This window comes from Anaeromusa sp. (assembly GCF_028691475.1).
GTDB lineage: Bacteria > Bacillota > Negativicutes > Anaeromusales > Anaeromusaceae > Anaeromusa.
The window spans coordinates 1-19,983 of record NZ_JAQUZF010000027.1 but is presented as its reverse complement, the minus strand read 5'-3'; the positions used below and the strand labels follow the sequence as shown (position 1 = coordinate 19,983).

Here is a 19,983-nt window from a genome sequence, read left to right as displayed (position 1 = left end):
ATGAAAGAAAAACTCATGAAATTACTCGCTCAGAAGGAAGAAAAACGGGCGGCATTGGTAACTAAGTCGGAAAAATCAGAGGATGTCAATGAACTGCGCAGCATTAATGCAGAGTTAGGGAATCTCAATATGGAAATTGAAGAACTGCGTGGCATGGTTACTGCGGCAGAAGCGGCAGAGGCTGGCACTATTACAGAAGAAGCACGAACTGCGGCTGTTAATGGACAGCAAACTCAAGAGCAACGCCAATTCGTACCTGGTGTAGGCTTTAAGGTCATTGCTAGTTCCGCCGCTGCCGGCGAACAACGTTCCGAGACGGATGATAAATATGGGACGTTAGAATATCGAAAAGCATTCATGGAATATTGCAAAACAGGCGCAATGGTTCCAGAACTTCGGGCTGATGCAATGACTACCGCATCTGATGTATCGGCGATTATTCCAACTACTATCCTCAATGAAGTGATTCGAAAAGTTACAACATATGGCCAAATTTATAGCCGCACCCGTAAGTTAAGTATTAAAGGCGGCGTAAGCGTTCCTATTCTTTCCTTGAAGCCGGTAGCTACATGGATTGGCGAAACTCCTACTTCCGATAAGCAAAAAGTTCAGTCCAATACAAAAGTTTCGTTCAGCTATTACGGCCTGGAATGCAAGGTGTCTACGTCTCTGCTGGCGGATACGGTAAGCTTGGCGGGATTTGAAACAATTATTATTGATTTAATTGTTGAGGCGATGGTGATTGCAATTGAGACGTCAATTGTCAAAGGCGATGGCGCGAATAAGGCGCTGGGGATTACAGTAGATACTCGTGTCCCTGCTAGTCAAATCGTTACCATGACTGCGGCTGAGTTTAAAGAGTGGAGTGCATGGAAAAAGAAAGTGTTTGCTAAAATGCCGCTGTCTTATAAAGCTGGCGCTGCATTCTATATGGCCTCCGGCACTTTCGAAGGATATATTGACGGAATGGTTGACGCCAACGGGCAGCCTATTGGTCGGGTGAATTATGGAATTACCGAAGGGATGCAGGAGCGTTTTGGAGGTAAAGAAGTAATTCAAGTTGAGGATAATATTATCTCCAACTATGATGACGCAGCCACTGGCGATGTAGTTGCAATTTATTGCAATTTGAGCAACTATGCGACTAACTCCAACATGCAAATGACCATGTTCCGCTATTTTGATCACGATACGAACGAATATATCGACAAAGCCATTCTGATTATGGATGGAAAATTACTTGATCCAAATGGTGTGGTTATTGTCAAAAAAGGTGCGTAAGTGATTAGCATGGGGGAGAACGTTCTCCCCCATGCTAACTTATGGAGGTCATTATGTTATCAGTACAGACTTTAAGCGGTAAAAAAATGGGAACCTTTACTATACTGAACCGAGAAAAAAATGAAAGCGGTGATCGAGCGAGGTTTGCGTGCGTTTGCGACTGCGGCAAAAAAAGCATTCAATACGCAAGCGATTTAATCGCTGGTACTTGTAGTGCTTGTAGTTGCGTTGGCGAGAAAGAGGTGCGCTGATGACACTGGAAGATCTTAAGCTTTTTCTGAAAATTGATGGCACTGAGTACGACTTGGTATTGCCTAGTTACCAGGCCGCTGCCGAAACGTACTTGGCTAATGCCGGCGTCGCTAAAGACTATACCAATGCGCTCTATAAAATCCTTATCACAGTGATCTGCGCCACCTTTATTGAGAATCCTAGCTTAGTTACTTCCAGGGGGAATCTGGGAAGCTTGGAAATCACACTGAATGCCATGATTGCACAGCTTCGCGCAGTGCAGGCCGCTGCGGTGGTGGTTACTCCATGATTATCGGGCGCATGAATAAGCGAATCTCGCTGCAGGAGCCGGTCAAGACCGCGGACGTCATGGGCGGTTTCAAGGTTGTTTGGACGGATCGAGGTACAGTGTGGGCAGAATTTAAAACGCCGCCGGCGCTTAGCGTCAAGGGCGTTGAGGGAGCTGTTGCTAGTGTAGCCATTCGAGAAATAAAAATTCGCCGCCGCCAAGATGTGGCCCACGGTTGGCATGTGTTGTACGGTTCAGCTGTGTGGGAAGTTGAGCATGCTTATGAGCTGGACTTGACTGAAACGGTGCTTGTCTGCAAGGACGTGAGAAAATGAGCCGCGCTTTTAAGGTGAATTTGGGTATTAAAGATCTGCAGCAGCAATTGGCAAAAATACAACAGTATGATGCGCAAACGCAGGCGAAAATGCGGGGGGCCGTGCAAGAGTCGACGTCCAATATTTACGCCGGTGCTAAGCGGCGCGTACGGGTGCGATCTGGTGGGCTGCAGAAGAACATCACCATGGAGTATAACGACGCGACCAATACCGGCAAGGTGCGGGCCAAGTCTCCGCATGCGCATCTGGTGGAGTTTGGCGCTAGGGCGGCGGTGGAGCGGCCTAAAAGTAAAAAAGCGTTGCGCATCGATGCGAACGGCATACGCCGCTTTGCTGACAGCGCAACCATTCCAGCACGAAAAGCAAAGCCCTTTATGACGCCAGCGTTTGAGCAAGAAAAACCGAACCTAATGCGCAATGTTCAAGAGGCGGTGAAGCCGTGATTATTCGCAGGATTCCAATGAACGCTCTGCAGAAGGGCGTTTATTCCATTTTATCCACAAAACAAACGACGCCGGTGTATGACGATGTACCGCCTGAGGCCGTGTTGCCATATGTGACGCTAGGAGCATTTACTTGCAAGCGCAATGGAGGGAAAACTACTGATATTGCTGATGTTTCGCAGCAGATTCATGTCTGGTCAGCGTATGAAGGGAAACGCGAGGTTAATGATATTGCGGACGATGTGACGGCGGTGCTGACGGCGTGGCCGCTGGATTTGGCGGCTGATGGGTTTTCGGTTTTCGAACAGGATGTTGATTTTTTTGAAGCCTTTGAGGAAGAAGAAGGCGGATATCATGGTGTGATTACGTTCGTATGTCGTGTGCAAAACACAGGAATTTAGGAGGAATGACATATGCTGTTTAATGATTTTGGATTACAACGGTTTGCAGTTACATTACCGGACAATCCGGACGCTTCGGTAGCTACTGCCGGCAAAGACTATACGCTGTTTGTTAATATTGGCACAGTCGCAGTGCCTACATGGACGAAGGTTGGTGGGCAAAGAAATAGTCCGCTAAAGCAAACGGCAGATACTATTGATGTTACCCACAAGGGGAGCGGCGGTTATAAAGCCACTATTGCTGGGCTGAAAGGGTGGAGTATTGATCTTGATGGGCTGGCCATGTTGGATGATGATGGTGTTGATGCTGTTGAGTATGCTTATGACAACTCAAAGCAGCTTAATGTTAAATTTACAAGGCCAGATGGTAAGTATAAAACTGGCTGGTGCAGTGTAACTGAGTTTACCCTGGAGCCGCCGCATGACGGCGAAGCTACGATTAAAGGGAGTCTTGAGGGGGTTGGCCCGTTGTCTGCTTGGACCACGGCAACACCTTAACTGGGGCGGCTAAGCCGCCTCTTATTTTTTAGATTGGAGAGTGTTTTATGAAAAAGACAGTACCGTTTGAGTTCTTTGGGGAAAACCAGACGATTTATTTTGATATTGAACGGCTTGCTTTATTAGAGCAGGCTATGGGGGTATCTGTCACGGTTATTGGTGTTGGCGGGCATGGCGTTGGTTTGGTGGATTTATGTTTAAAAGCTTTGCCTATTGGCCTTGCGCATCATAATCCAGGCAAAGGAGAGAAGTTCTATAGTGAAGCTATTGAAGCATACTTGGAACGTCCGGAAACGCGGGGGATTGAAGAACTAGCTGTGCCTATTATTCGCGCCATTTATGCAAGCGGTGTGTTTGGTAAAGAGTCACAAAAAAGAGCGCTTGGCGATGAAAATACAGGAAAAAACGGGTAGAGCCTGTTTCGTCGTTTCAAGAATGGCTGGAATGGGCCGAGCCGATTGCATATGGACCATTGGATCTGAAGCCGTGGGAGTTTGAACAACTGCAACCTCATGAATTCATGAGTATGTACGATGGATATGGGTGGCGGCGGGAGTATCAAGAGGATTTGTTGGCGTATTTCATTTCTAATCTGATGAATCTTGAAGGTAAGTCCTTGAAACGCAGTATTTCTCCCTCTGAACTGCTCTCGCCGCTGCGAAAGCATAGCGAGGAAAGAAACAAAGAAGACGAGGAGCAATATTTGCGTGAAACGTTTGGCTTGAATGTTTTTAAGGAATGAGGCTTTTAAAATATTTTTGGTTACCCTCTTGTTTTACTACAATTATTGTAGTAAAGTTGTAGTAAAGAAAGGGGGCGAGATATGAACGATAAAGCGTTGAACATAAAGCTTCCTGACGAACTCTATGAAGAGTTGAAAAAAGCAGCTAAAGAAAAAAACATTTCCTTAGCTGCTCTGGTCAGGTTGATATGTTCAGAGTATCTCAAAAACCAAAAATAAATGAGAAAAAGCCCGCTCTAGTTTGCACGCCAGACGGACTTCTTCTCTGCACCCGAGGTTTCCCATCGGATAAATCTATTATATTCGATGAGATAACCTCTTTCAAGCGTACGCATTTTGAAGGAGGTATTTTTTTATGCGAAGTGAAAAAGAACTGCGGCAACGCATTGTTCGCAAGTTGTTACAGCGAATTATTGTAAAGAAATCGGAGGTAGAGCAATGAAAGCAATAACTTCCGATATGCTGGATATTCTGACCCGCCAAGACGCAGGGGAATTGAGCGAATTAGAAGCGTTGGCGCTGTTGTGTTTGGAAATCATTAGTGAAAATCATAAAGGCGAGGAGGTTGCGGTATGAGCAACTTACAAATATTCAACTTCAAAGATTCTCAAGTGAGAACGGTTGTGGTTGAAAATCAACCGTGGTTCGTGGCGAAGGACGTTTGCGAGTTTTTTGGAGACACAAACTACAGACGTTCTATTGGCAGAATTGACGAAGATGAAAAGGGTGTGTCACAAGTCGCCACCCCTGGCGGAGTTCAATCAATGTCTATAATCAACGAGGCCGGTCTTTATTCACTGCTTTTTCAGCTTCAACCACAAAAAGGGGTTCAACTTTCCGAAGAAGACAGAAGTGAAAGAGTTGAAAAACTAAGGGAATTCAAGCGCTGGATTACCCACGAAGTTATCCCCTCGATTCGTAAGCATGGCGCGTACATGACGCCAGCGACGCTTGAAGAGGCCATTCTTAACCCAGACTTTGGAATCCGACTGCTGACGTCTCTCAAAGAAGAGCGTGAAGCAAGGAAGTCGTTAGAGTTGCAAACGGCCCAGCAGCGGCAAATCATCCATGAGCTGACTCCAAAGGCAACCTATTATGATTTGTGCTTGCAAAACAAGTCCTTGTTGTCGATTACGAAAATCGCCAAAGACTATGGATTGTCTGGGAATGCACTAAACAATCTCCTTCATGATCTGGGCGTTCAGTACAAACAAGGGGACGTTTGGCTTCTTTATCAAAAATATGCGGACAAAGGCTATACGCAGAGCAAGACACACGTCATTGATACGGAGCGAAGCGCATTTCATACGTACTGGACGCAAAGCGGCAGGCTGTTTATTTACGACATTCTCAAGCAACGAAGAAATATCTTGCCTCTCATCGAACGGGATACCGGACTGCATGTTGTTTCAAAAGCAGAATAGATGAAAAGCCGCTCTAGTATGGGCGGCTTTTTAATTGGCTGCTAGCTCTTAGCTATGGGTTCTTCAATTGTTTTGACTATTTCTGGATGCTTATTAACGTAGTCAAAGACGATGCTTGCTGCGGCTACGGCTATTTTGTTGTTTTCAACATTTTTTAGGTCGATGTTGCGCGGATAGCCGCGCAGCATTATCTTCATATGCTTTCCATTCTTTTCTGGATCGGAAAGAAAGTAGGAACTCTCCATTATGTCTAGGGTTATTCTTTTGTACTTAGTAGGATCGTTGATTCGGTCTACGTACAAGGAAAGCTCGTATTTATCAAACCGATTTTTTATTGTGGTTGTAAGGTATAGCTTATTGAGTTTCTCCAGCGTTTCTTCGTCTGGCTTGCAAAATACAGTGTATTTTACTTTGGTGACGGAAATTGGATTCCCTGCGGTAACGATGCAAACGGCCTTGATGTCATCAAGGTTCATTGATGCCTTAAAGCCACCATCTTCTTCTACGTTGACAAAGTTTTCCGCGTGACACGGGGTGATGAAAACAAAAAGGATAGCTAACGCAATAAAAATAAATCGTTTCACACAACCACTCCTTTTTGATTTATATTCTAACACTTTTCCAAGAAAGGGGGTATTGGCTTGAGTACGCTTGCAGAATTGCTCATTAAAATCAACGGGGACTCGCAAGGTCTGAGCAAAGAACTCCAAAAAACGAAATCAGATATCAACAGCGCTTTTTCAGTCAATCCAGTTGCGGAAATGGCGGGAGCTATAACGAGCGCGACAAACAGCCTTGGTTCTTTTGCCGGAAGGCTAGGTAGTATTTCTGCCTTGGCAGCGGGAGGCTTTGGGCTGGGGAAAATTGTTGAAAGCGCCGTGGCTTCTGGCGAAGCGTTATATCAACTATCAAATCGTTTTGGTTTGTCTACTGCGGAAGCATCGCAGCTTAACAAGGTTCTAAAGCTGACGGGTGGTGACGTGGATAGCTTTGCCAGTGTTATGACAAGGCTTGATAAGTCATATATGGGGACTGGTAAATCCGGCGAGAAAGTGAGGGAGATATTAGACGTATTTGGTGTTTCTCTTACTGATAGCAGCGGAAAGCTTTTACCGTTGAACCAACAGCTTGCGGCATTATCTAAGGGGTATAAGCTTGCTTCTGAAAATGGGATGGAGCAAGAGTTCATCATGTCGACGCTTGGGGCTAAAGGACTGGTCCTGGCAAAGACCCTCCAAGACTACGACGAAGCGGCGCAGCGCGCCTCTATGGTAAAAGGGGTAGGAATTGACCCGCAAAAGATGCATGAGTTAAACCAACAAATTAAAGTCGCTTCCATGCAGGCGAATTCTTTGGGTACTGCGTTTGCGGGGGCGCTGACACCAGTAGCGTTAGAGCTTTTTCCTCCTCTTACTAACGGGCTGATTGAGGCGGCGGCACTAATCTCTGAAAACAAGGAACTAATTTCCGGTACGGCAGAAGAAGTTCTTAAAGTGACCTTAGCTTACAAGGGCCTATCGACGGTGAATTCAGCTGTACTTTCCATCGGTAATGCATGGCGAGATGCGGCAACAAAGGCGGCAGAAGCCGCAGCAGCGCAAGGCGGTTCTGCGAGAATGCTGTCCATGCAGCAGCAGGCCGCTATTTCGCAAGCAGTTGCGGCTAGCGGACAGGCATATGCGAAGATGGAAAAGGATGCAGTAAAAGCGGCTCGGCAAAGCGCCTTGAGCGCAGAAGAAACGGCTGTCGTTATGCGAGAAAAGAGCATACAGATAGCCGGTGATTCGGCGGCAACAGCTACTGCTATTCGCAATGAAATGACAGCCGCCTTTCTTGCTAATAATGCAGCATCTACAGAATCAGCAGCATTGCAAATGGCGAATAATGCCAAGCTAACTGCAGACCAAGAACGACAAATTAGCGCTAGAATCGCCGCCAGCAACAGGGCGGCGGCGCAGATCCAAGCGGACGCTATAAAAACAGCCATAGCGGTTAGCTCCAGTGCCGAAGAAGCGCAAGTGGCTATTGTACAAAAATGCTTACTAATTCAAACGGAGGCAGCTGCCGCAGCAGAGCAAATTCGGGTAGGTATGACAGCGGCCTTTTTAGGAAGCGCGGAGTCGTCTAAAGTAGCTACCGCTTCCATTACCGAAGACTTTGCCGTTCAAGGAGCCGCCGCTACTGGGGCGGGAGAGAAAACAGTTGTGTCTTCGGCTATGGCCAAAGAAGCGCTCATTACGCAAAACATTGTGCAAAAAGAGCTCACTGCCTCCATGGTGGCCTCCGGCGATGCGGCAGTTGTTATGGGAGAACGTACCGTAGGCGCGATGGCGGTGGCTAAAGTGGGTGCCGGAAATTTTCTTTCTTCCCTGCTTGCGTTAGCGGGCGGTTGGCTTGGGGTTGCAGCAGCAACAGCGATAGCCATAGATGCATTGATGGATTATTTATCTGCAAAGCAGAGAGTTAGGTCATATAATCCAAAAGCAGAAGTAAGAAATGACCCAGATAGACCTGGCGAGTATTTGGTAAAGAGAGTAATTCCTGGAGAATGGGTTGTTGATCCAAATAGCATAGCTGGTGCATATTACATGCCTGAGCATGAAGGATTTGGTCCCGCGACAGATGCCGAAAAAGAAGAACACCAGCTTTGGGAAACATGGGATGAAAAAAATCAGAACGATAAACCATGGAGGAAAAATATTGCTGACCCGTCGTTATTAGAAGGGTATCAAAATTCATTAGGTAGTGGTGAAAGTCACGGTGGTGGAAGCGGTGGCGGCGGTCATAGCGGCATGGACAAGCTCACAACGCAGGCTTTAAACGTTCATAATGCCATTCGTAAAGAATGGGTTAGTACTACCAAAGGACGGGTTGACCAAGCGGACGAGTGGTATAAAACGGAATTAGAAGAATTAAACAAATCTGCTTCGGCCAATGAAGAGTACGAAAAAGATTTGCAAAAGCTGAATGAAATATACGCCCGCAAACGTACGCAAGCGTTGTACGAAGAACAAAAAGAAAAAAATTCGATAAATGATAGTATGTATGATTCTGCCAGGAGCCTGCAGGAGCGCATGGGAAAACTCAGCCTTCCAATGATGACTAATTCCTCTGGTGGCATGGAGCCGTCTAAGGTTGCTTCGGACCTACAAAATATCCAGAACGAGTATGATGCAGCAATCACAAAGATCCAAAATAAGTACCGTGATCTCGAGGGGACATACGAGGCGGCCAGTGCCAGAGAGCAGGCTATTTACCGCGATGCGTGGGCGAAAAACGGTACTGATTTTGAAATTAACGAGCAAGGAAAGGTTAATTTCAAAAAGCAGATAGACAAAGAATCAGTGGTGTCTGAACAAGAAAAAGACCAAAAGATTCGTGCGATCAATGTTGCTCGTAAGCAGTGGGAAGAGGCGCAGGAAAGTGCAAGGAACGCAGGTAATATTGCCGAATTCCAGGCAACGCTGTCAAATGAGCAGGCACTGCTGGCGCAGGATTTAGCTGGGAGACAGGCTATGATTGACGTTTATTATGAAACGTGGAAGGAAACACATAGAACGTCAATGTCCTATATGGCTGAGCTCATGGGTGGTACTAAAAATGGGTTCAAGTCGTTTTTCTCTGATATGTTTACTGGAACAAAAAGTATATCTGATGCGTGGAACGGCTTAGGACAAACAATAGGAAATGTTATTGCCAATATGGCGGCTGAATGGCTTGCTGCGCAAGTTGCTATGGCTATTTTTGGGAAAAGCGGACTAACATCTTCTGCAGCTCAGGCTACAGCTGGGGGAGCAGCCGTAGCAGCTGCATGGGCCCCAGCGGCGGCAATGGTAAGTTTAGCCACATTTGGAGCAAACTCAGGACCAGCAATGGGCGGTATTGCGTTGACTACTGGCTTTGCAGAGGCTCTTTCTGCGACAGGTATGGCGACAGGTGGCATGGTGTTTGGGCCTGGAACAGGCACTTCGGATAGCATCCCTACATGGCTTTCCGCAGGAGAATTTGTATTCACTGCGGCGGCAACAAAAGCCTGGGGCGCCGACAACCTCGCGGCCATGAACGCAGGGCACATGCCAAAGTTTGCGAGCGGCGGCATTGTGGCAGGTCCGTCACTAAAGTCCATGGGCATGTCTGCTCGTACATTTAGCCTTCCTACTTTGGCAAATAATGCTCTAACGAACGAGGCACCCAATGCAGGTGCTGTAAACAGTCTATCGATAAACATACATGCCATCGACGAAAAATCCGTTAAAAATTGGCTCAAAAAATCAGGCGGCCGCGAAATATCCAAGTATTTTAGCCGCCAGGCCAGCGAGTTTGCGGGGGTGACTGTCTGATGGACGTTTTCCCGGAAATAAAGACCATGGAATGGAATAATAAAAAAACACCCTCGTATGATGTGGTAGTGCAGCAATCGGGAAGCAAACGCCGAAAAACGATGGTTACGCATGCATATCCTGAGTGGACCTTGGAATGCTCTTTTACAGCACTAGACAGAAAACAAATCGATAAAATTTACGGGTTTTATTGCGCTCAAAGCGGCGGAGCCAAGCCGTTTTTGTGGTTCGACATGGAAGATAACAAGCAGGTAGGGATAAAGGCTGTGGGGGACGGCGTTACCGAAGAGTTTCAGCTTTATCGGTCACTAGGTGGCTTGTTTTATGAGCCAGTGCGCGATATAGTGGCAAACTCGCTTGTTTTGTGGCTGGGATCTAGCTTGGCGACGGGATATACGTTAGAGAATGGCAAGGTGATTTTCGGCACAGCCCCTGCGGCGGGCACGATTGTAACAGCTGATTTTCGCTACTACTGGCGTGTGGCGTTTGATGATGCCATCACGTCCGAGATTTTTTGGTACAACCTATATAAATTGAATTCGTTTAAGTTGGTGACAGTGCGATGAAAGAATGCTCTGAGGCGTTAAAAACGTTCCTCCATACGGCCACGGTATTTTATAAATGCGACTTGTACGAAATCACACTCACAAGCGGAACGGTTCTGCGGTACGCCGATTACGACATGCCTATTACGCTGTCGGATGGGCGTTTTTTTAGTTGCGAAGGACCTATCTTTTCGCGTGGGAAAACGAAGCTCACGGCCAAGATTGAGGTTGATTCGGTGGATGTCTCGGTGTATGCCGAGCAAGCCGAGCAAATTAATGGAATGTCCTGGCAGCAGGCGGCGCGGAATGGCCTATTTGACAACGCAAACTTAACGTTGTACAAATGCTTCATGTCGTCGCCTGGCGTTGTCGTGGGGGCGCTGGAATGGTTCTGCGGGTATGTGGATGTAGGCGGAGGCGGCGGTTTAGAACAAGAATGGATTATTAAATCCTACATGCAACTGCTCAATGTTGATTATCCTACCGGCAAATATTATCCAACCTGTCCATATACACTATATTCCGCGAAATGTGGATTGGTCCGCGCCAATTGGACTACAACTGGAACAATAACGCAGGTGCTTAGCAAGCAAGAGATCTACACCAACCTAACATTTACGGATGGCTATTACGATCTTGGTGGCGCTGAGTTTACCGGCGGCGATTTGTCAGGCGAGAGCATGTCTATAAAAAATTCTCACGCCGCCAATGGTCATATCGTATTTATTGTGGCTCTTGATTCGCTGCCGGCGGTCGGCGATACCATTGCTATTTATCCAGGCTGCGCGAGGACACCGGCGGCGTGTGAAAGCAAGTTTAACAACAAAACCCATAATTGCTCAACGCCGTACATCCCGCTGAAGGAGACGATCACGAAATGAATGTGATAAATGAAGCGTATTCGTGGATAAAAACACCCTACCATAGCGGTGCCAAGTTGAAGGGAGTTGGCGTGGATTGCGGCCAGCTCCTAATTGCGGTCTACGAGAACGCAGGCTATTTGGCTGCCGGAGAATGCGACCCAGGGTATTATTCGCCGGAGTGGCATTTGCACAAATCGGAAGAAAAGTACTTGGGATGGATCGAGCGTTACTGCGATCCCATTACCGGCGATCCGGAGCCGGGAGACATTGTATTGTTTAAGTTTGGCCGCTGTGTTAGTCACGGCGGTATTTTTGTTGGTGAAAACAAGATTATCCATGCCTATGTGGGGATGGGCGTCATCGAGTCCGCTTTAAACGAGTCGCTTTTCTTCGACAAAAAAGGCCAATCTCGCTTGTATGGAATCTATCGCCCAAGGCAGGTGGGGACATGAGCGGCCTGATCGGCGGTAGGGAAACCGTCATCGACAATGGCAGTGTAGCCGGTTTCCAGGTCAACGAGGCAACGTATGGCAATGTCGTGCCTCTTATCCTTGGAACATCTAGGCAAGCGGGGAACGTAATTGATTACTTTAATTTTACGGCCATCCGGCATGCGGAAACACAAAGCGCCGGCAAGGGCGGCGCATCTACTACCACCATCTCGTATACGTACAAAGCAGCGATCCTAATGGCGCTGGCGGAGGGGCAGATCAGCGGCGTCGGCAAAATATGGGAGGATACGGATACGGTAACAACCCTGGCGGACTCCGGAGTGACGCTGTTTGATGGAGCCATCGGGCAGGCGCCTTGGAGCTATACGCAGTCGGTGTCTCCGGATCGAGCGTTGCCGTATTCCGGGCTGGCGTACGTGGCCGGTTATATTGATCTAAACTCCAACGGCGGACTGAAGCAATACAACTTTGAAATCAAGGGGAAATTACTTGCCACGGGAGACGGAGTGGACGTGAATCCCGCAGATGCGGTTGGCTACATTCTTGCCGATTTTGGCGCTGGAGAAAATAACGCCAATATGGCCACGTTTGAAAACTTCCGAACTTTTTGCAAAGCATCCGATCTGTATATAACATTGGCCCTGACAGATCAGGCAAAGGCTTATGAGATCACCAACCGTCTTTGCGAAATGGCCAATACCATTGTTTTTTGGAGCCAGTCGAAAATGAAATTTGTTCCTCGCTGCGAAACGGAGATTACCGGCAACGGCGTGACCTATGCACCCAATACTACTCCAGAATACGATCTAGATGAAGACGATCTGTTGGAGCTGGAAGATGGCGTGTTGGTAACATGGGAGCGTACGGATAATGCCGAAACGTACAATCAGGTTACTGTTGAGTTTACCAACCGGGCCAATAACTACGAAACCGAAACAGTGGATTATCAGATTCTAGCTGATATCAATAAGCGTGGCCTGCGGCCCATGTCGACGGTCACATACCACGAAATCCACACCAAGGCCCGGGCGGAATATGTAGCGCAGATGCTGGCGCTGGAAAGCTGCTACGGCAGGAACACATTTAATTTCAAGCTGGGATTAGCGCACAGCTTGCTGGAGCCTGGGGACATTGTGACGCTAACCGATGCCGGATCGGGGTTGTCGCTGGTTCCAGTACAAATTGAGAGCATCGAAGAAGATGGTGACGAGGAGTACAAATGCACGGCGAAGTACAGACCATTTGGCACGTATTCCCCGGCTCGGTACGCTACCTACGATTCTGTGCGCGCCGGCATGGACCGGTATGCCGATCCCGGCAATGTGGCGGCTCCGGTATTTTTCGAGACGCCCTGGCAGGATGGTAGTCATAATGTGGGGATCATGGCTTGCGGAGTGTCGGAATCATGGGGCGGAGCTTATGTTTGGATTAGCGCTGATAATCAATCGTATCAGCAAATTGGTCAAATCACCTCTCCGAGCCGGTATGGCCACATAACAGGCGGCATGTCATCCAGCAGCAGTTCTGTTACTATCCAGCTAGAAGACAGCACCGCGCAATTGTTGAGCGTATCCTCAACAGCGGCCGACGCCGGCGCCACGCTCATCGCGATCGGCGCGGAGTGGATGGCCTACGAGACGGCAACGCTAGTGAGTGCTGGCATTTACGCACTGTCCGGGCTGCGGCGCGGCCTATATGGGACGGCTATCACGTCGCACGATCCAGGGGATTCATTTTTGCGATACGACGTGAGGAGCTTTGTGTATCCGTATACAACCGACATGATCAACCGCACGTACTACGTAAAACTTACCTCCTACAATGTATGGGGTAATGCGCTGCAAGACCTTGCGGATGTGCAAGCTTACTCCTATGCGATTCAGGGGGCTGGAGCATTAACGCGCACAGAGCGAGCCACTGTAGATGCAACGGCCGGGTGGGCATCGTACAGCTTCAGCCGGGTGTTTAATGATACGCCTACGCTGACTCTATATTGCCAAACGCCTGGCGGGCAGGTGTACTGGCGCAATGTTAGCGCCAATGGATATGATGCACTGATTCAAGTTGGCGGGGTACCCGCTGCCGGAGAATTTATTTATGAAGCGAGAGGGTGGTAATGTTGGCCGACACGCAAACTGCGTATAACTTGGCCGTGCGCCAGGGCGAAACGTTTTACCAAGAATTTCAATGGGCCTTTGAAGGCACGACGCCAGTTAATTTGACATCAATGACCAGCCGGGGGCAAATCCGTTCTAGCGCCAGCCATGCCGGGGTGATTTGTGCAATCACAATCGCCATTATTGACGCTGCGAACGGGATATTTGCACTAAAACTGACTGCCGCAGAAACAAAAAGCATCCCCACAACCGGAGATGCCTATGACGAGGCGGAAACGTATGTATATGACGTGGAGTTCACTGACTCTGCCGGCGCGGTCTACCGCGTACTGCAGGGCTATGTAACGGTATCTCCGGAGGTGACAAAATGATTGTTATTGCAGATACGTATAATTCCAAGCTAGCGGCCGCCCAGGCGGCAGAAAGTCTGGCGGCAGCTAGGACAGCGAGTGGCACCGCCGTAACGAGTGCCGCCACCGCACAAACTGCCGCCAGCACAGCTACTGCGGCGGCAGCAACGACAACTGCCGCGAGGGACACTGCTGTAACAGCTAGAGACGAGGCAGTAGCAGCTAAAGATTTGGCTGTGCCTGCCGCAAGTGCGGCGTCTGCAGCAGCGGCTACTGCGGTAGAAAAAGCGTGGTACTTATCGTATTTTAACCAGAGCAAAAACCTGTTTGACAAGCGCACTATGCTAACGGATACAGGGTTTGATGGGACTACCGGCACAAAGGCAATGGCAGGATTTTGCACATCTGATTACATGCCCGTCACGCCAAACACGCAGTATACGCGGACAGTAGCGGCAAACCTGATTTGGTACGCAATCGACAAGACTTATCTTGCCACTGGCAGCTCTACCGATTTGACAGTAACATCCCCGGCCAATGCGTACTGGGCAAGGGTGGCTTTTGCGACGACAAACGCAGCAACCTATCAATTTGAGGCGGGGGCATCAGCGACCGCATACGTCGCCGGTGGGCTTGATTTACCGATGCTATCGCTGCGCAAAGGGAATATAGTTGACCCGCTGCAGGATGGGCAGCTATACCGCCTGCCTATTACTGTAGCAGACCGGAACGCTATAACCATCAATCTGGCCTCGCTGGTAGTCCGCCAAGAAAAATCATTTCTGGTAAAAACGGAAGATAACCAATACACGGTTGCTGTCGGTGCGGACATTAGCTTGGCTAGTGTACTGACCGGCATTTTTGTTGTCGTTTGGCACAAATCGACAAACGCGCTGGCAGTATATCCGTATAATCAATTACCTAGTTACCCATATGGAATTTTAGCGACCTATGATTATACCTATAGACGCTTAACCAGCCCTTTTCCAGGGCTTATTAACATTATTTACGACACAACCTATATCGCTGACAGCAATAGTTATGGATTTAACCACCCTGCACGAATTAACCGTTCAACCGACCTACCTGAAATCACCAGCGAAAAAACAGGCGTTGGCGGCGTGTATTTTAACCCTATCCAGCTTATTCAGCAAAAATACCAAAAGAATCTTGTAAGTGACCCCTGGCTGACAAAAATGAACTGGCCTAGCATGTCCAGCACACTGAAACTTGCAAGAGGGCCACAAGGTATGCCCGTTAATTGCTCTGCCGCATATATCACCGGAGCGAATACTGGTGGACAGATATATATTGATATATCATCCCTGGGACTAGCGGCAGGAGAGGAATTGACCGCCTTTGCTGTGATTAAATCCGATGTGGCGAATCAGGCAAAGCTTGTTTGCGGTTCCTGGAATCGTAACACATCTACAAATGTTGACGGCAAAACATACGGGAGTCGTGTAACCGCGACTACTGACCCGGAAGTTGTTCACTGTGTATTCCCTTTGGCGGCAAGCGGAACAATAACCGATGTATTCTTCGGATTATCTAACTCTACAATAAGCGGAAGCCCCACAAGCTATATCACCGGCCTGCATCTGTACAGAGGCCGCGTAAAAGCGCCGGCTGCCTTTGAATCCATTATGTATGAGCAATTGGCTCCGGACGTGCAAAAGAGAATCATGGATAGCAATCCCTGCAGCCGGATTATGGATTTGTTTGACCAGCCTACGAAAAAGGTAAAAGTCAAACTGCTGGGGGACAGCATTACTGCTGGTGTTGGCGGCACAGGTTACGCGCTTAGTACCGACCTTGCTTACGGCGGATACTACCAGCCTGTCCGCACATCGACGAGTTGGGCGAATATGCTACTAGACCGGATTGTTGGGCAATTCGGACATGACCAGTATTTAGCAGCAAACAACCCCAATATACAAATTACTGCACCCATGACCGCTGCTAATTTATCGCATAGTAGCGGCGACACCGGGCTATCGGCAATAACGTATAACCTCAACGGTCTCTACCCGGGGCTTGGCGTTAAATGCGAGTTTTACGGCGACCATTGCAGTGTTTATTACACAACGATTAGCAATGGTGGCATTGTAAATGTGCTGATTGACGGAGTGCAGCAAGGGACAATCGATACTTATGCTGCTACAAGCACAAAAGGAAATGAATATGCAATTACAGGGCTTACCGCGGCAAAACATACCCTGGAAATCCAGCATACTAATACCAAAAATGCATCGTCTACTGGCGTTTATTTTTGCTTTAACGGCGTAAAGACGCCTAAAACCATCACTGTACAAAATTTTGGCGTTTCAGGACAAACGACTAAAGGCATTTACGAAAACCGAGCTACCGCGCTGGCATCTGATGATGATTTGGTGCTTATCCAGATTGGGACAAACGATCGGAATTCGGAAAGTTACCCCGAAATCACGAAAGCCTTTCTGCGCGAAATCATCAAACAAGCGCAGGTGAACGGGTCTCAGGTGTTGCTCATGTCCACTATCCCCAGCTCTGTTGCCAGCGATACATTGGAGGGCCGACTTTGGCATGTCGATGACTTGGACACCCTGACCAGGCAAGTGGCCAAGGAGTTTAGCCTGCCTTTTATCAGCAATTATGATTGCTTTTTCCGGTACGCGAGGGAAACAGGTTGCACGATTGACGACCTGCTCAGTGATGGATTGCATCCAAACGATTTAGGCTATCAGGTTATCTACGAGAATATCTGCCGGCATTTGGGTTTGTCGCTGATTAGACCGGGAATAGGGGATACCGTGTAATAATTTTGTAGAGGTGGCGATTTGGAGATGTTTGAACGAGCATGGCGGATGCTGCGAAACGGCGGGGAAAGTCTCTTAGAGTTTTGGCCCATCAAGGTGGCGTTGTCCGGTATTTCGGCGGCGTGGGCGTATTTGTTTGGCGGCAGCGAAGAAATTATCGCGGCCGCTATTATTTTTGTCGCGCTGGACACGCTGACTAAGTGGGCAGCGATTACAAAACGCTGGTTGCTGGATCACGGACACGAAGAGGACACATTGCGATTTGGCGACATGGTCTGCGGGTTCTTCCACGCCTGGGCGCCTGGTTATTTATCTTCGAGCGAACTGCGGCGGCACTGGCAGCAGCAGAATAAGTAAAAAGGCCTCGGCGATTTCCGGGGCCTATCTTTTTAGGGTAGTGGAGGTGGGGTATGTCGGATGATGTAATTGCACGCTTATTTGATAAAATTGACGATTTGAGGGACCGCTTGGCCAGAGTGGAGACAACTTTGCAGGAGCGCGACAACTCAAGCAAATGGTACTGCGGTGTAGTAGCCTGGACTGTTACTACTGCGCTGTCAATTTATGCGGTAATGGCAAATAAATAGGAGGTAAAGATCATGAAAGTATTTATTAATCCCGGCCATGCGCCGAACGGGAATCCTGATCCAGGAGCCTGCGGGCCCACCGGCCTGCGCGAATCCGATGTGGCTGCAGCCGTTGGGCAAAAAGTTGCGGCGTATTTAGTGGCTGCAGGATGCGATGTAAGGACCTTGCAGCACGATGACCTCGCCGTCATTACGGGCACATCGAACGAGTGGGGCGCTGATTTATTTATCAGCATCCATTGCAACAGCTGCGACAATGAGACGGCGGAGGGCGCTGAAACATTCAGCGATTACAATTCGGATGCCGGAGCCAAATTAGCACAGTACATCCAAGAGCAAATCATTGGCCTCCCTGGCGTCGTAGACCGCGGCTGCAAGACGGCCGGTTTTTACGTCATCAAATACACCGATGCGCCAGCGGTGTTGGTGGAAACCGAGTTTATCAGCAATCATGGCCGCGAGAAGGAAATGGCTACCGCAGCATGGCAGGACCGCATTGCCGCTGCCATTGCTCGCGGCGTGACCGACTACATCACCCAGGAGGATGCGTGATGGCTAAAATGCTAGTCGGCTTTGTAGGCGGCGACACCCGCCTGGACAAATTTATCGAAGGTTTCTCGCATGGCGTGGATTTAGACATCAGCCATGCTTTTTTGATGCTCTTCGGCGGTACGTATGAGTCCACAGGCGCAAAGGAGGCAGAAGACCCATACCCGGGCGTGTGGCTGCACTCGCCGGATAAGTTCCGCGGCGATCCGCATGCACGGTTTGTCATTGTTGATGTGCCTGATCGGCGCGCAGGCGAGGACAAAGCCCGTGCGCTGCTGGGGACTTTATATGGCTATACCGATTGCCTGGAGACGGGGCTGCAGGAGATTTTCGGCGTCAGCATCCCGGACAATGCGCTGACGATACATTGCTCAGAGACAGTCACCCGAATTCTTCGGGCGGCCGGACTGGACGTGCTGCCGGATCTGGAAGCCGGTTCCGTCTCACCGGCACATCTATATCGGACAATTATGGAGGATCATAATGGACGCGAAATTACTCTCTGATTACCAAGCTGCCGTCCGGGCGCGGGTGATTGTGGAACGCCTGCCGCCTGGACTGCGGGAGTACGCGCAGCAGTACGAGGCTTTATGCCTAGCCGATTTACGGGCGCAGGCTGGCCGAGAAGTGACCGAGGCTGAGCTGATGGCTACGGCCAAGCCGACTATTTTAAGCGTGCTGCAGGATTTGTGGCCGGTGCTGTCTCCGATCGTATTAGCGGTAGCAAAAAAGTACTTGCCCATTGTCGCGGCGTCGGGGACGGCAGGGGCAGCAGTAGCAGCAGCCCTGACAAAAATTTTAGGTGGAATGTAAAAATGGCAAACAACTTTTGGAGTAACATGGGCCTTATCGCGCTTTCTGGGCTGACATCGTATCTGTCGAGCAAAATCACCAGCAATAGTGCATCGTGGGTGCCTGCCCGTAATGAGATGGTCGCCAACGCTGCCAACGTGCTAGTTTCTACGGCCCTGCAGCAATTGCAGCAGACCACCGCGCAGCAGCAAACCTCGGCAACTACGGAGCAGCAGACGCCCAACACTTGATTTTTAGTCAAAAACTATAGGATTACTTGACTTTTTTAGTCAAGTAAATCGTATATATCAAACGAAAAGTAAAGTTAAAGCCAGCCTGGCGCCTCGCGGCGCTGGGCTGGCTTTTGCTGTATATTTACCAAAATGCTTGATGGTTTACTTTAATATTACTATGAGGTATAATTGAAATACAACAATCACAGTGCAGGCTATTGTAGAATGGTTTGAAAAAGGGGGTTAGCTTAATGCAATTTACTGACTTTTTTGAAGAAGTCTGTGAACAACCTTCTGCGGAAAAAAAAGTAATGAATGAAGCAGAAAATAATGGTGTTGAAAAACATCAAGATTGAAGAAGTGTCAAATTTTAACGATATTGAATTAAAATAAACCAGGCATTACGCCTGGTTTATTTTTTTTGGAACACATAAAGAATTAGTATGGCTAATTTGTTTTTCGATAAGTTCTCTTTCTTTTCTCTTCTTTTTTTCATCATCAATCATGGTTTTCTTCCATTGGTTAAATAAAGCTATAGTATGCATGTAAAATTCGTGTCCTGGATGTTTATTGTTATAACATATATATGAGTCTTTTGCATAACTAGTATTTTTAAAAAACAACGCGACATAATACGCCGAAAGATGCTCCGCCAGGTTCTCAAGAATGCAATTCAGCTTTCCGCTATAAAGCCTGGTGGAACTGCAGCTAAA

At 48.4% G+C, this 19,983-nt stretch carries 26 protein-coding genes; 24 read left to right on the top strand and 2 right to left on the bottom strand.

Going from position 1 to position 19,983, the window contains the following annotated elements:
- From PHF27_RS05770 to PHF27_RS05720, 11 genes are all read left to right on the top strand, one after another.
- Window positions 1-1,281, top strand: a complete 1,281-nt coding sequence (locus PHF27_RS05770) for a phage major capsid protein (RefSeq protein WP_300067233.1) — start codon at window positions 1-3, stop codon at window positions 1,279-1,281.
- Between the two features lie 250 nt (window positions 1,282-1,531).
- Entirely contained in the window at window positions 1,532-1,822 is a 291-nt protein-coding gene (locus PHF27_RS05765; RefSeq protein WP_300067231.1) for a head-tail connector protein, read from the top strand.
- Window positions 1,819-2,136: a head-tail adaptor protein gene (locus tag PHF27_RS05760; protein WP_300067229.1), complete on the top strand. Its 318-nt coding sequence runs from the start codon at window positions 1,819-1,821 to the stop codon at window positions 2,134-2,136. The genes PHF27_RS05765 and PHF27_RS05760 overlap by 4 nt, the downstream gene beginning before the upstream one ends.
- Complete coding sequence (locus tag PHF27_RS05755) at window positions 2,133-2,579, top strand: HK97-gp10 family putative phage morphogenesis protein (protein ID WP_300067227.1); 447 nt, start codon at window positions 2,133-2,135, stop codon at window positions 2,577-2,579. Before PHF27_RS05760 ends, PHF27_RS05755 begins: the two co-directional genes overlap by 4 nt.
- Window positions 2,576-2,980, top strand: a complete 405-nt coding sequence (locus tag PHF27_RS05750) for a DUF3168 domain-containing protein (RefSeq protein WP_300067225.1) — start codon at window positions 2,576-2,578, stop codon at window positions 2,978-2,980. Before PHF27_RS05755 ends, PHF27_RS05750 begins: the two co-directional genes overlap by 4 nt.
- A 12-nt stretch (window positions 2,981-2,992) precedes the next feature.
- Window positions 2,993-3,478, top strand: coding sequence for a phage tail protein (locus PHF27_RS05745; RefSeq protein ID WP_300067223.1), 486 nt, complete (start codon window positions 2,993-2,995; stop codon window positions 3,476-3,478).
- A gap of 47 nt (window positions 3,479-3,525) precedes the next feature.
- Entirely contained in the window at window positions 3,526-3,891 is a 366-nt protein-coding gene (locus tag PHF27_RS05740) for a hypothetical protein (RefSeq protein WP_300067222.1), read from the top strand.
- Window positions 3,892-4,004: 113 nt separating this feature from the next.
- Window positions 4,005-4,220 (top strand): hypothetical protein, encoded by a 216-nt coding sequence (locus tag PHF27_RS05735; RefSeq protein ID WP_300067220.1) that lies wholly within the window; start codon window positions 4,005-4,007, stop codon window positions 4,218-4,220.
- Between the two features lie 81 nt (window positions 4,221-4,301).
- Window positions 4,302-4,439 (top strand): CopG family transcriptional regulator, encoded by a 138-nt coding sequence (locus PHF27_RS05730; protein WP_300067218.1) that lies wholly within the window; start codon window positions 4,302-4,304, stop codon window positions 4,437-4,439.
- 219 nt (window positions 4,440-4,658) lie between these two features.
- Entirely contained in the window at window positions 4,659-4,796 is a 138-nt protein-coding gene (locus PHF27_RS05725; protein WP_300067216.1) for a hypothetical protein, read from the top strand.
- A complete protein-coding gene (locus tag PHF27_RS05720) occupies window positions 4,793-5,644 on the top strand; it encodes a phage antirepressor KilAC domain-containing protein (protein ID WP_300067214.1) in 852 nt (283 codons plus the stop codon). The genes PHF27_RS05725 and PHF27_RS05720 overlap by 4 nt, the downstream gene beginning before the upstream one ends.
- Before the next feature lie 41 nt (window positions 5,645-5,685).
- On the opposite strand, the gene PHF27_RS05715 is transcribed toward PHF27_RS05720, so the two are convergent.
- Complete coding sequence (locus PHF27_RS05715) at window positions 5,686-6,228, bottom strand: hypothetical protein (protein WP_300067212.1); 543 nt, start codon at window positions 6,226-6,228, stop codon at window positions 5,686-5,688.
- A gap of 57 nt (window positions 6,229-6,285) precedes the next feature.
- Here PHF27_RS05715 and PHF27_RS05710 point away from each other — a divergent pair, with 57 nt between their 5' ends.
- From PHF27_RS05710 to PHF27_RS05650, 13 genes are read left to right on the top strand one after another with little or no spacing between them, the layout of a single operon-like run.
- Window positions 6,286-9,984: a hypothetical protein gene (locus PHF27_RS05710; RefSeq protein WP_300067210.1), complete on the top strand. Its 3,699-nt coding sequence runs from the start codon at window positions 6,286-6,288 to the stop codon at window positions 9,982-9,984.
- Window positions 9,984-10,550, top strand: coding sequence for a DUF2460 domain-containing protein (locus PHF27_RS05705; RefSeq protein WP_300067208.1), 567 nt, complete (start codon window positions 9,984-9,986; stop codon window positions 10,548-10,550). Before PHF27_RS05710 ends, PHF27_RS05705 begins: the two co-directional genes overlap by 1 nt.
- Entirely contained in the window at window positions 10,547-11,410 is an 864-nt protein-coding gene (locus PHF27_RS05700; protein WP_300067206.1) for a DUF2163 domain-containing protein, read from the top strand. The genes PHF27_RS05705 and PHF27_RS05700 overlap by 4 nt, the downstream gene beginning before the upstream one ends.
- Complete coding sequence (locus PHF27_RS05695; protein ID WP_300067205.1) at window positions 11,407-11,844, top strand: NlpC/P60 family protein; 438 nt, start codon at window positions 11,407-11,409, stop codon at window positions 11,842-11,844. Before PHF27_RS05700 ends, PHF27_RS05695 begins: the two co-directional genes overlap by 4 nt.
- Complete coding sequence (locus PHF27_RS05690; protein ID WP_300067203.1) at window positions 11,841-13,961, top strand: phage tail protein; 2,121 nt, start codon at window positions 11,841-11,843, stop codon at window positions 13,959-13,961. Before PHF27_RS05695 ends, PHF27_RS05690 begins: the two co-directional genes overlap by 4 nt.
- Window positions 13,961-14,332 (top strand): hypothetical protein, encoded by a 372-nt coding sequence (locus tag PHF27_RS05685; RefSeq protein ID WP_300067201.1) that lies wholly within the window; start codon window positions 13,961-13,963, stop codon window positions 14,330-14,332. The genes PHF27_RS05690 and PHF27_RS05685 overlap by 1 nt, the downstream gene beginning before the upstream one ends.
- A complete protein-coding gene (locus PHF27_RS05680) occupies window positions 14,329-17,109 on the top strand; it encodes a GDSL-type esterase/lipase family protein (protein ID WP_300067199.1) in 2,781 nt (926 codons plus the stop codon). Before PHF27_RS05685 ends, PHF27_RS05680 begins: the two co-directional genes overlap by 4 nt.
- Before the next feature lie 27 nt (window positions 17,110-17,136).
- Window positions 17,137-17,466 carry a hypothetical protein gene (locus PHF27_RS05675; RefSeq protein WP_300067197.1) on the top strand — a complete coding sequence of 110 codons (330 nt, stop codon included), beginning with the start codon at window positions 17,137-17,139 and terminating at the stop codon, window positions 17,464-17,466.
- A gap of 53 nt (window positions 17,467-17,519) precedes the next feature.
- Complete coding sequence (locus tag PHF27_RS05670) at window positions 17,520-17,696, top strand: hypothetical protein (protein WP_300067195.1); 177 nt, start codon at window positions 17,520-17,522, stop codon at window positions 17,694-17,696.
- Window positions 17,697-17,708: 12 nt separating this feature from the next.
- Window positions 17,709-18,248: an N-acetylmuramoyl-L-alanine amidase gene (locus PHF27_RS05665; protein WP_300067193.1), complete on the top strand. Its 540-nt coding sequence runs from the start codon at window positions 17,709-17,711 to the stop codon at window positions 18,246-18,248.
- A complete protein-coding gene (locus PHF27_RS05660) occupies window positions 18,248-18,751 on the top strand; it encodes a hypothetical protein (RefSeq protein WP_300067192.1) in 504 nt (167 codons plus the stop codon). The genes PHF27_RS05665 and PHF27_RS05660 overlap by 1 nt, the downstream gene beginning before the upstream one ends.
- On the top strand, window positions 18,729-19,058 hold the full coding sequence (locus tag PHF27_RS05655) for a hypothetical protein (RefSeq protein WP_300067190.1): 330 nt from the start codon (window positions 18,729-18,731) through the stop codon (window positions 19,056-19,058). The genes PHF27_RS05660 and PHF27_RS05655 overlap by 23 nt, the downstream gene beginning before the upstream one ends.
- A 2-nt stretch (window positions 19,059-19,060) precedes the next feature.
- A complete protein-coding gene (locus PHF27_RS05650; protein WP_300067189.1) occupies window positions 19,061-19,288 on the top strand; it encodes a hypothetical protein in 228 nt (75 codons plus the stop codon).
- A 383-nt stretch (window positions 19,289-19,671) separates the two neighbouring features.
- Here PHF27_RS05650 and PHF27_RS05645 read toward each other — a convergent pair.
- Window positions 19,672-19,983: hypothetical protein (locus PHF27_RS05645; RefSeq protein ID WP_300067186.1), on the bottom strand; the 312-nt coding region annotated here is incomplete at its 5' end.

Bases quoted from the DNA above. Each gene is read 5' to 3' on its own strand.
- PHF27_RS05770 (WP_300067233.1), top strand. From the start codon at position 1: ATGAAAGAAAAACTCATGAAATTACTCGCTCAGAAGGAAGAAAAACGG.
- PHF27_RS05765 (WP_300067231.1), top strand. From the start codon at position 1,532: ATGACACTGGAAGATCTTAAGCTTTTTCTGAAAATTGATGGCACTGAG.
- PHF27_RS05760 (WP_300067229.1), top strand. From the start codon at position 1,819: ATGATTATCGGGCGCATGAATAAGCGAATCTCGCTGCAGGAGCCGGTC.
- PHF27_RS05755 (WP_300067227.1), top strand. From the start codon at position 2,133: ATGAGCCGCGCTTTTAAGGTGAATTTGGGTATTAAAGATCTGCAGCAG.
- PHF27_RS05745 (WP_300067223.1), top strand. From the start codon at position 2,993: ATGCTGTTTAATGATTTTGGATTACAACGGTTTGCAGTTACATTACCG.
- PHF27_RS05740 (WP_300067222.1), top strand. From the start codon at position 3,526: ATGAAAAAGACAGTACCGTTTGAGTTCTTTGGGGAAAACCAGACGATT.
- PHF27_RS05735 (WP_300067220.1), top strand. From the start codon at position 4,005: ATGTACGATGGATATGGGTGGCGGCGGGAGTATCAAGAGGATTTGTTG.
- PHF27_RS05730 (WP_300067218.1), top strand. From the start codon at position 4,302: ATGAACGATAAAGCGTTGAACATAAAGCTTCCTGACGAACTCTATGAA.
- PHF27_RS05725 (WP_300067216.1), top strand. From the start codon at position 4,659: ATGAAAGCAATAACTTCCGATATGCTGGATATTCTGACCCGCCAAGAC.
- PHF27_RS05720 (WP_300067214.1), top strand. From the start codon at position 4,793: ATGAGCAACTTACAAATATTCAACTTCAAAGATTCTCAAGTGAGAACG.
- PHF27_RS05705 (WP_300067208.1), top strand. From the start codon at position 9,984: ATGGACGTTTTCCCGGAAATAAAGACCATGGAATGGAATAATAAAAAA.
- PHF27_RS05700 (WP_300067206.1), top strand. From the start codon at position 10,547: ATGAAAGAATGCTCTGAGGCGTTAAAAACGTTCCTCCATACGGCCACG.
- PHF27_RS05695 (WP_300067205.1), top strand. From the start codon at position 11,407: ATGAATGTGATAAATGAAGCGTATTCGTGGATAAAAACACCCTACCAT.
- PHF27_RS05690 (WP_300067203.1), top strand. From the start codon at position 11,841: ATGAGCGGCCTGATCGGCGGTAGGGAAACCGTCATCGACAATGGCAGT.
- PHF27_RS05685 (WP_300067201.1), top strand. From the start codon at position 13,961: ATGTTGGCCGACACGCAAACTGCGTATAACTTGGCCGTGCGCCAGGGC.
- PHF27_RS05680 (WP_300067199.1), top strand. From the start codon at position 14,329: ATGATTGTTATTGCAGATACGTATAATTCCAAGCTAGCGGCCGCCCAG.
- PHF27_RS05675 (WP_300067197.1), top strand. From the start codon at position 17,137: ATGTTTGAACGAGCATGGCGGATGCTGCGAAACGGCGGGGAAAGTCTC.
- PHF27_RS05670 (WP_300067195.1), top strand. From the start codon at position 17,520: ATGTCGGATGATGTAATTGCACGCTTATTTGATAAAATTGACGATTTG.
- PHF27_RS05665 (WP_300067193.1), top strand. From the start codon at position 17,709: ATGAAAGTATTTATTAATCCCGGCCATGCGCCGAACGGGAATCCTGAT.
- PHF27_RS05660 (WP_300067192.1), top strand. From the start codon at position 18,248: ATGGCTAAAATGCTAGTCGGCTTTGTAGGCGGCGACACCCGCCTGGAC.
- PHF27_RS05655 (WP_300067190.1), top strand. From the start codon at position 18,729: ATGGACGCGAAATTACTCTCTGATTACCAAGCTGCCGTCCGGGCGCGG.
- PHF27_RS05650 (WP_300067189.1), top strand. From the start codon at position 19,061: ATGGCAAACAACTTTTGGAGTAACATGGGCCTTATCGCGCTTTCTGGG.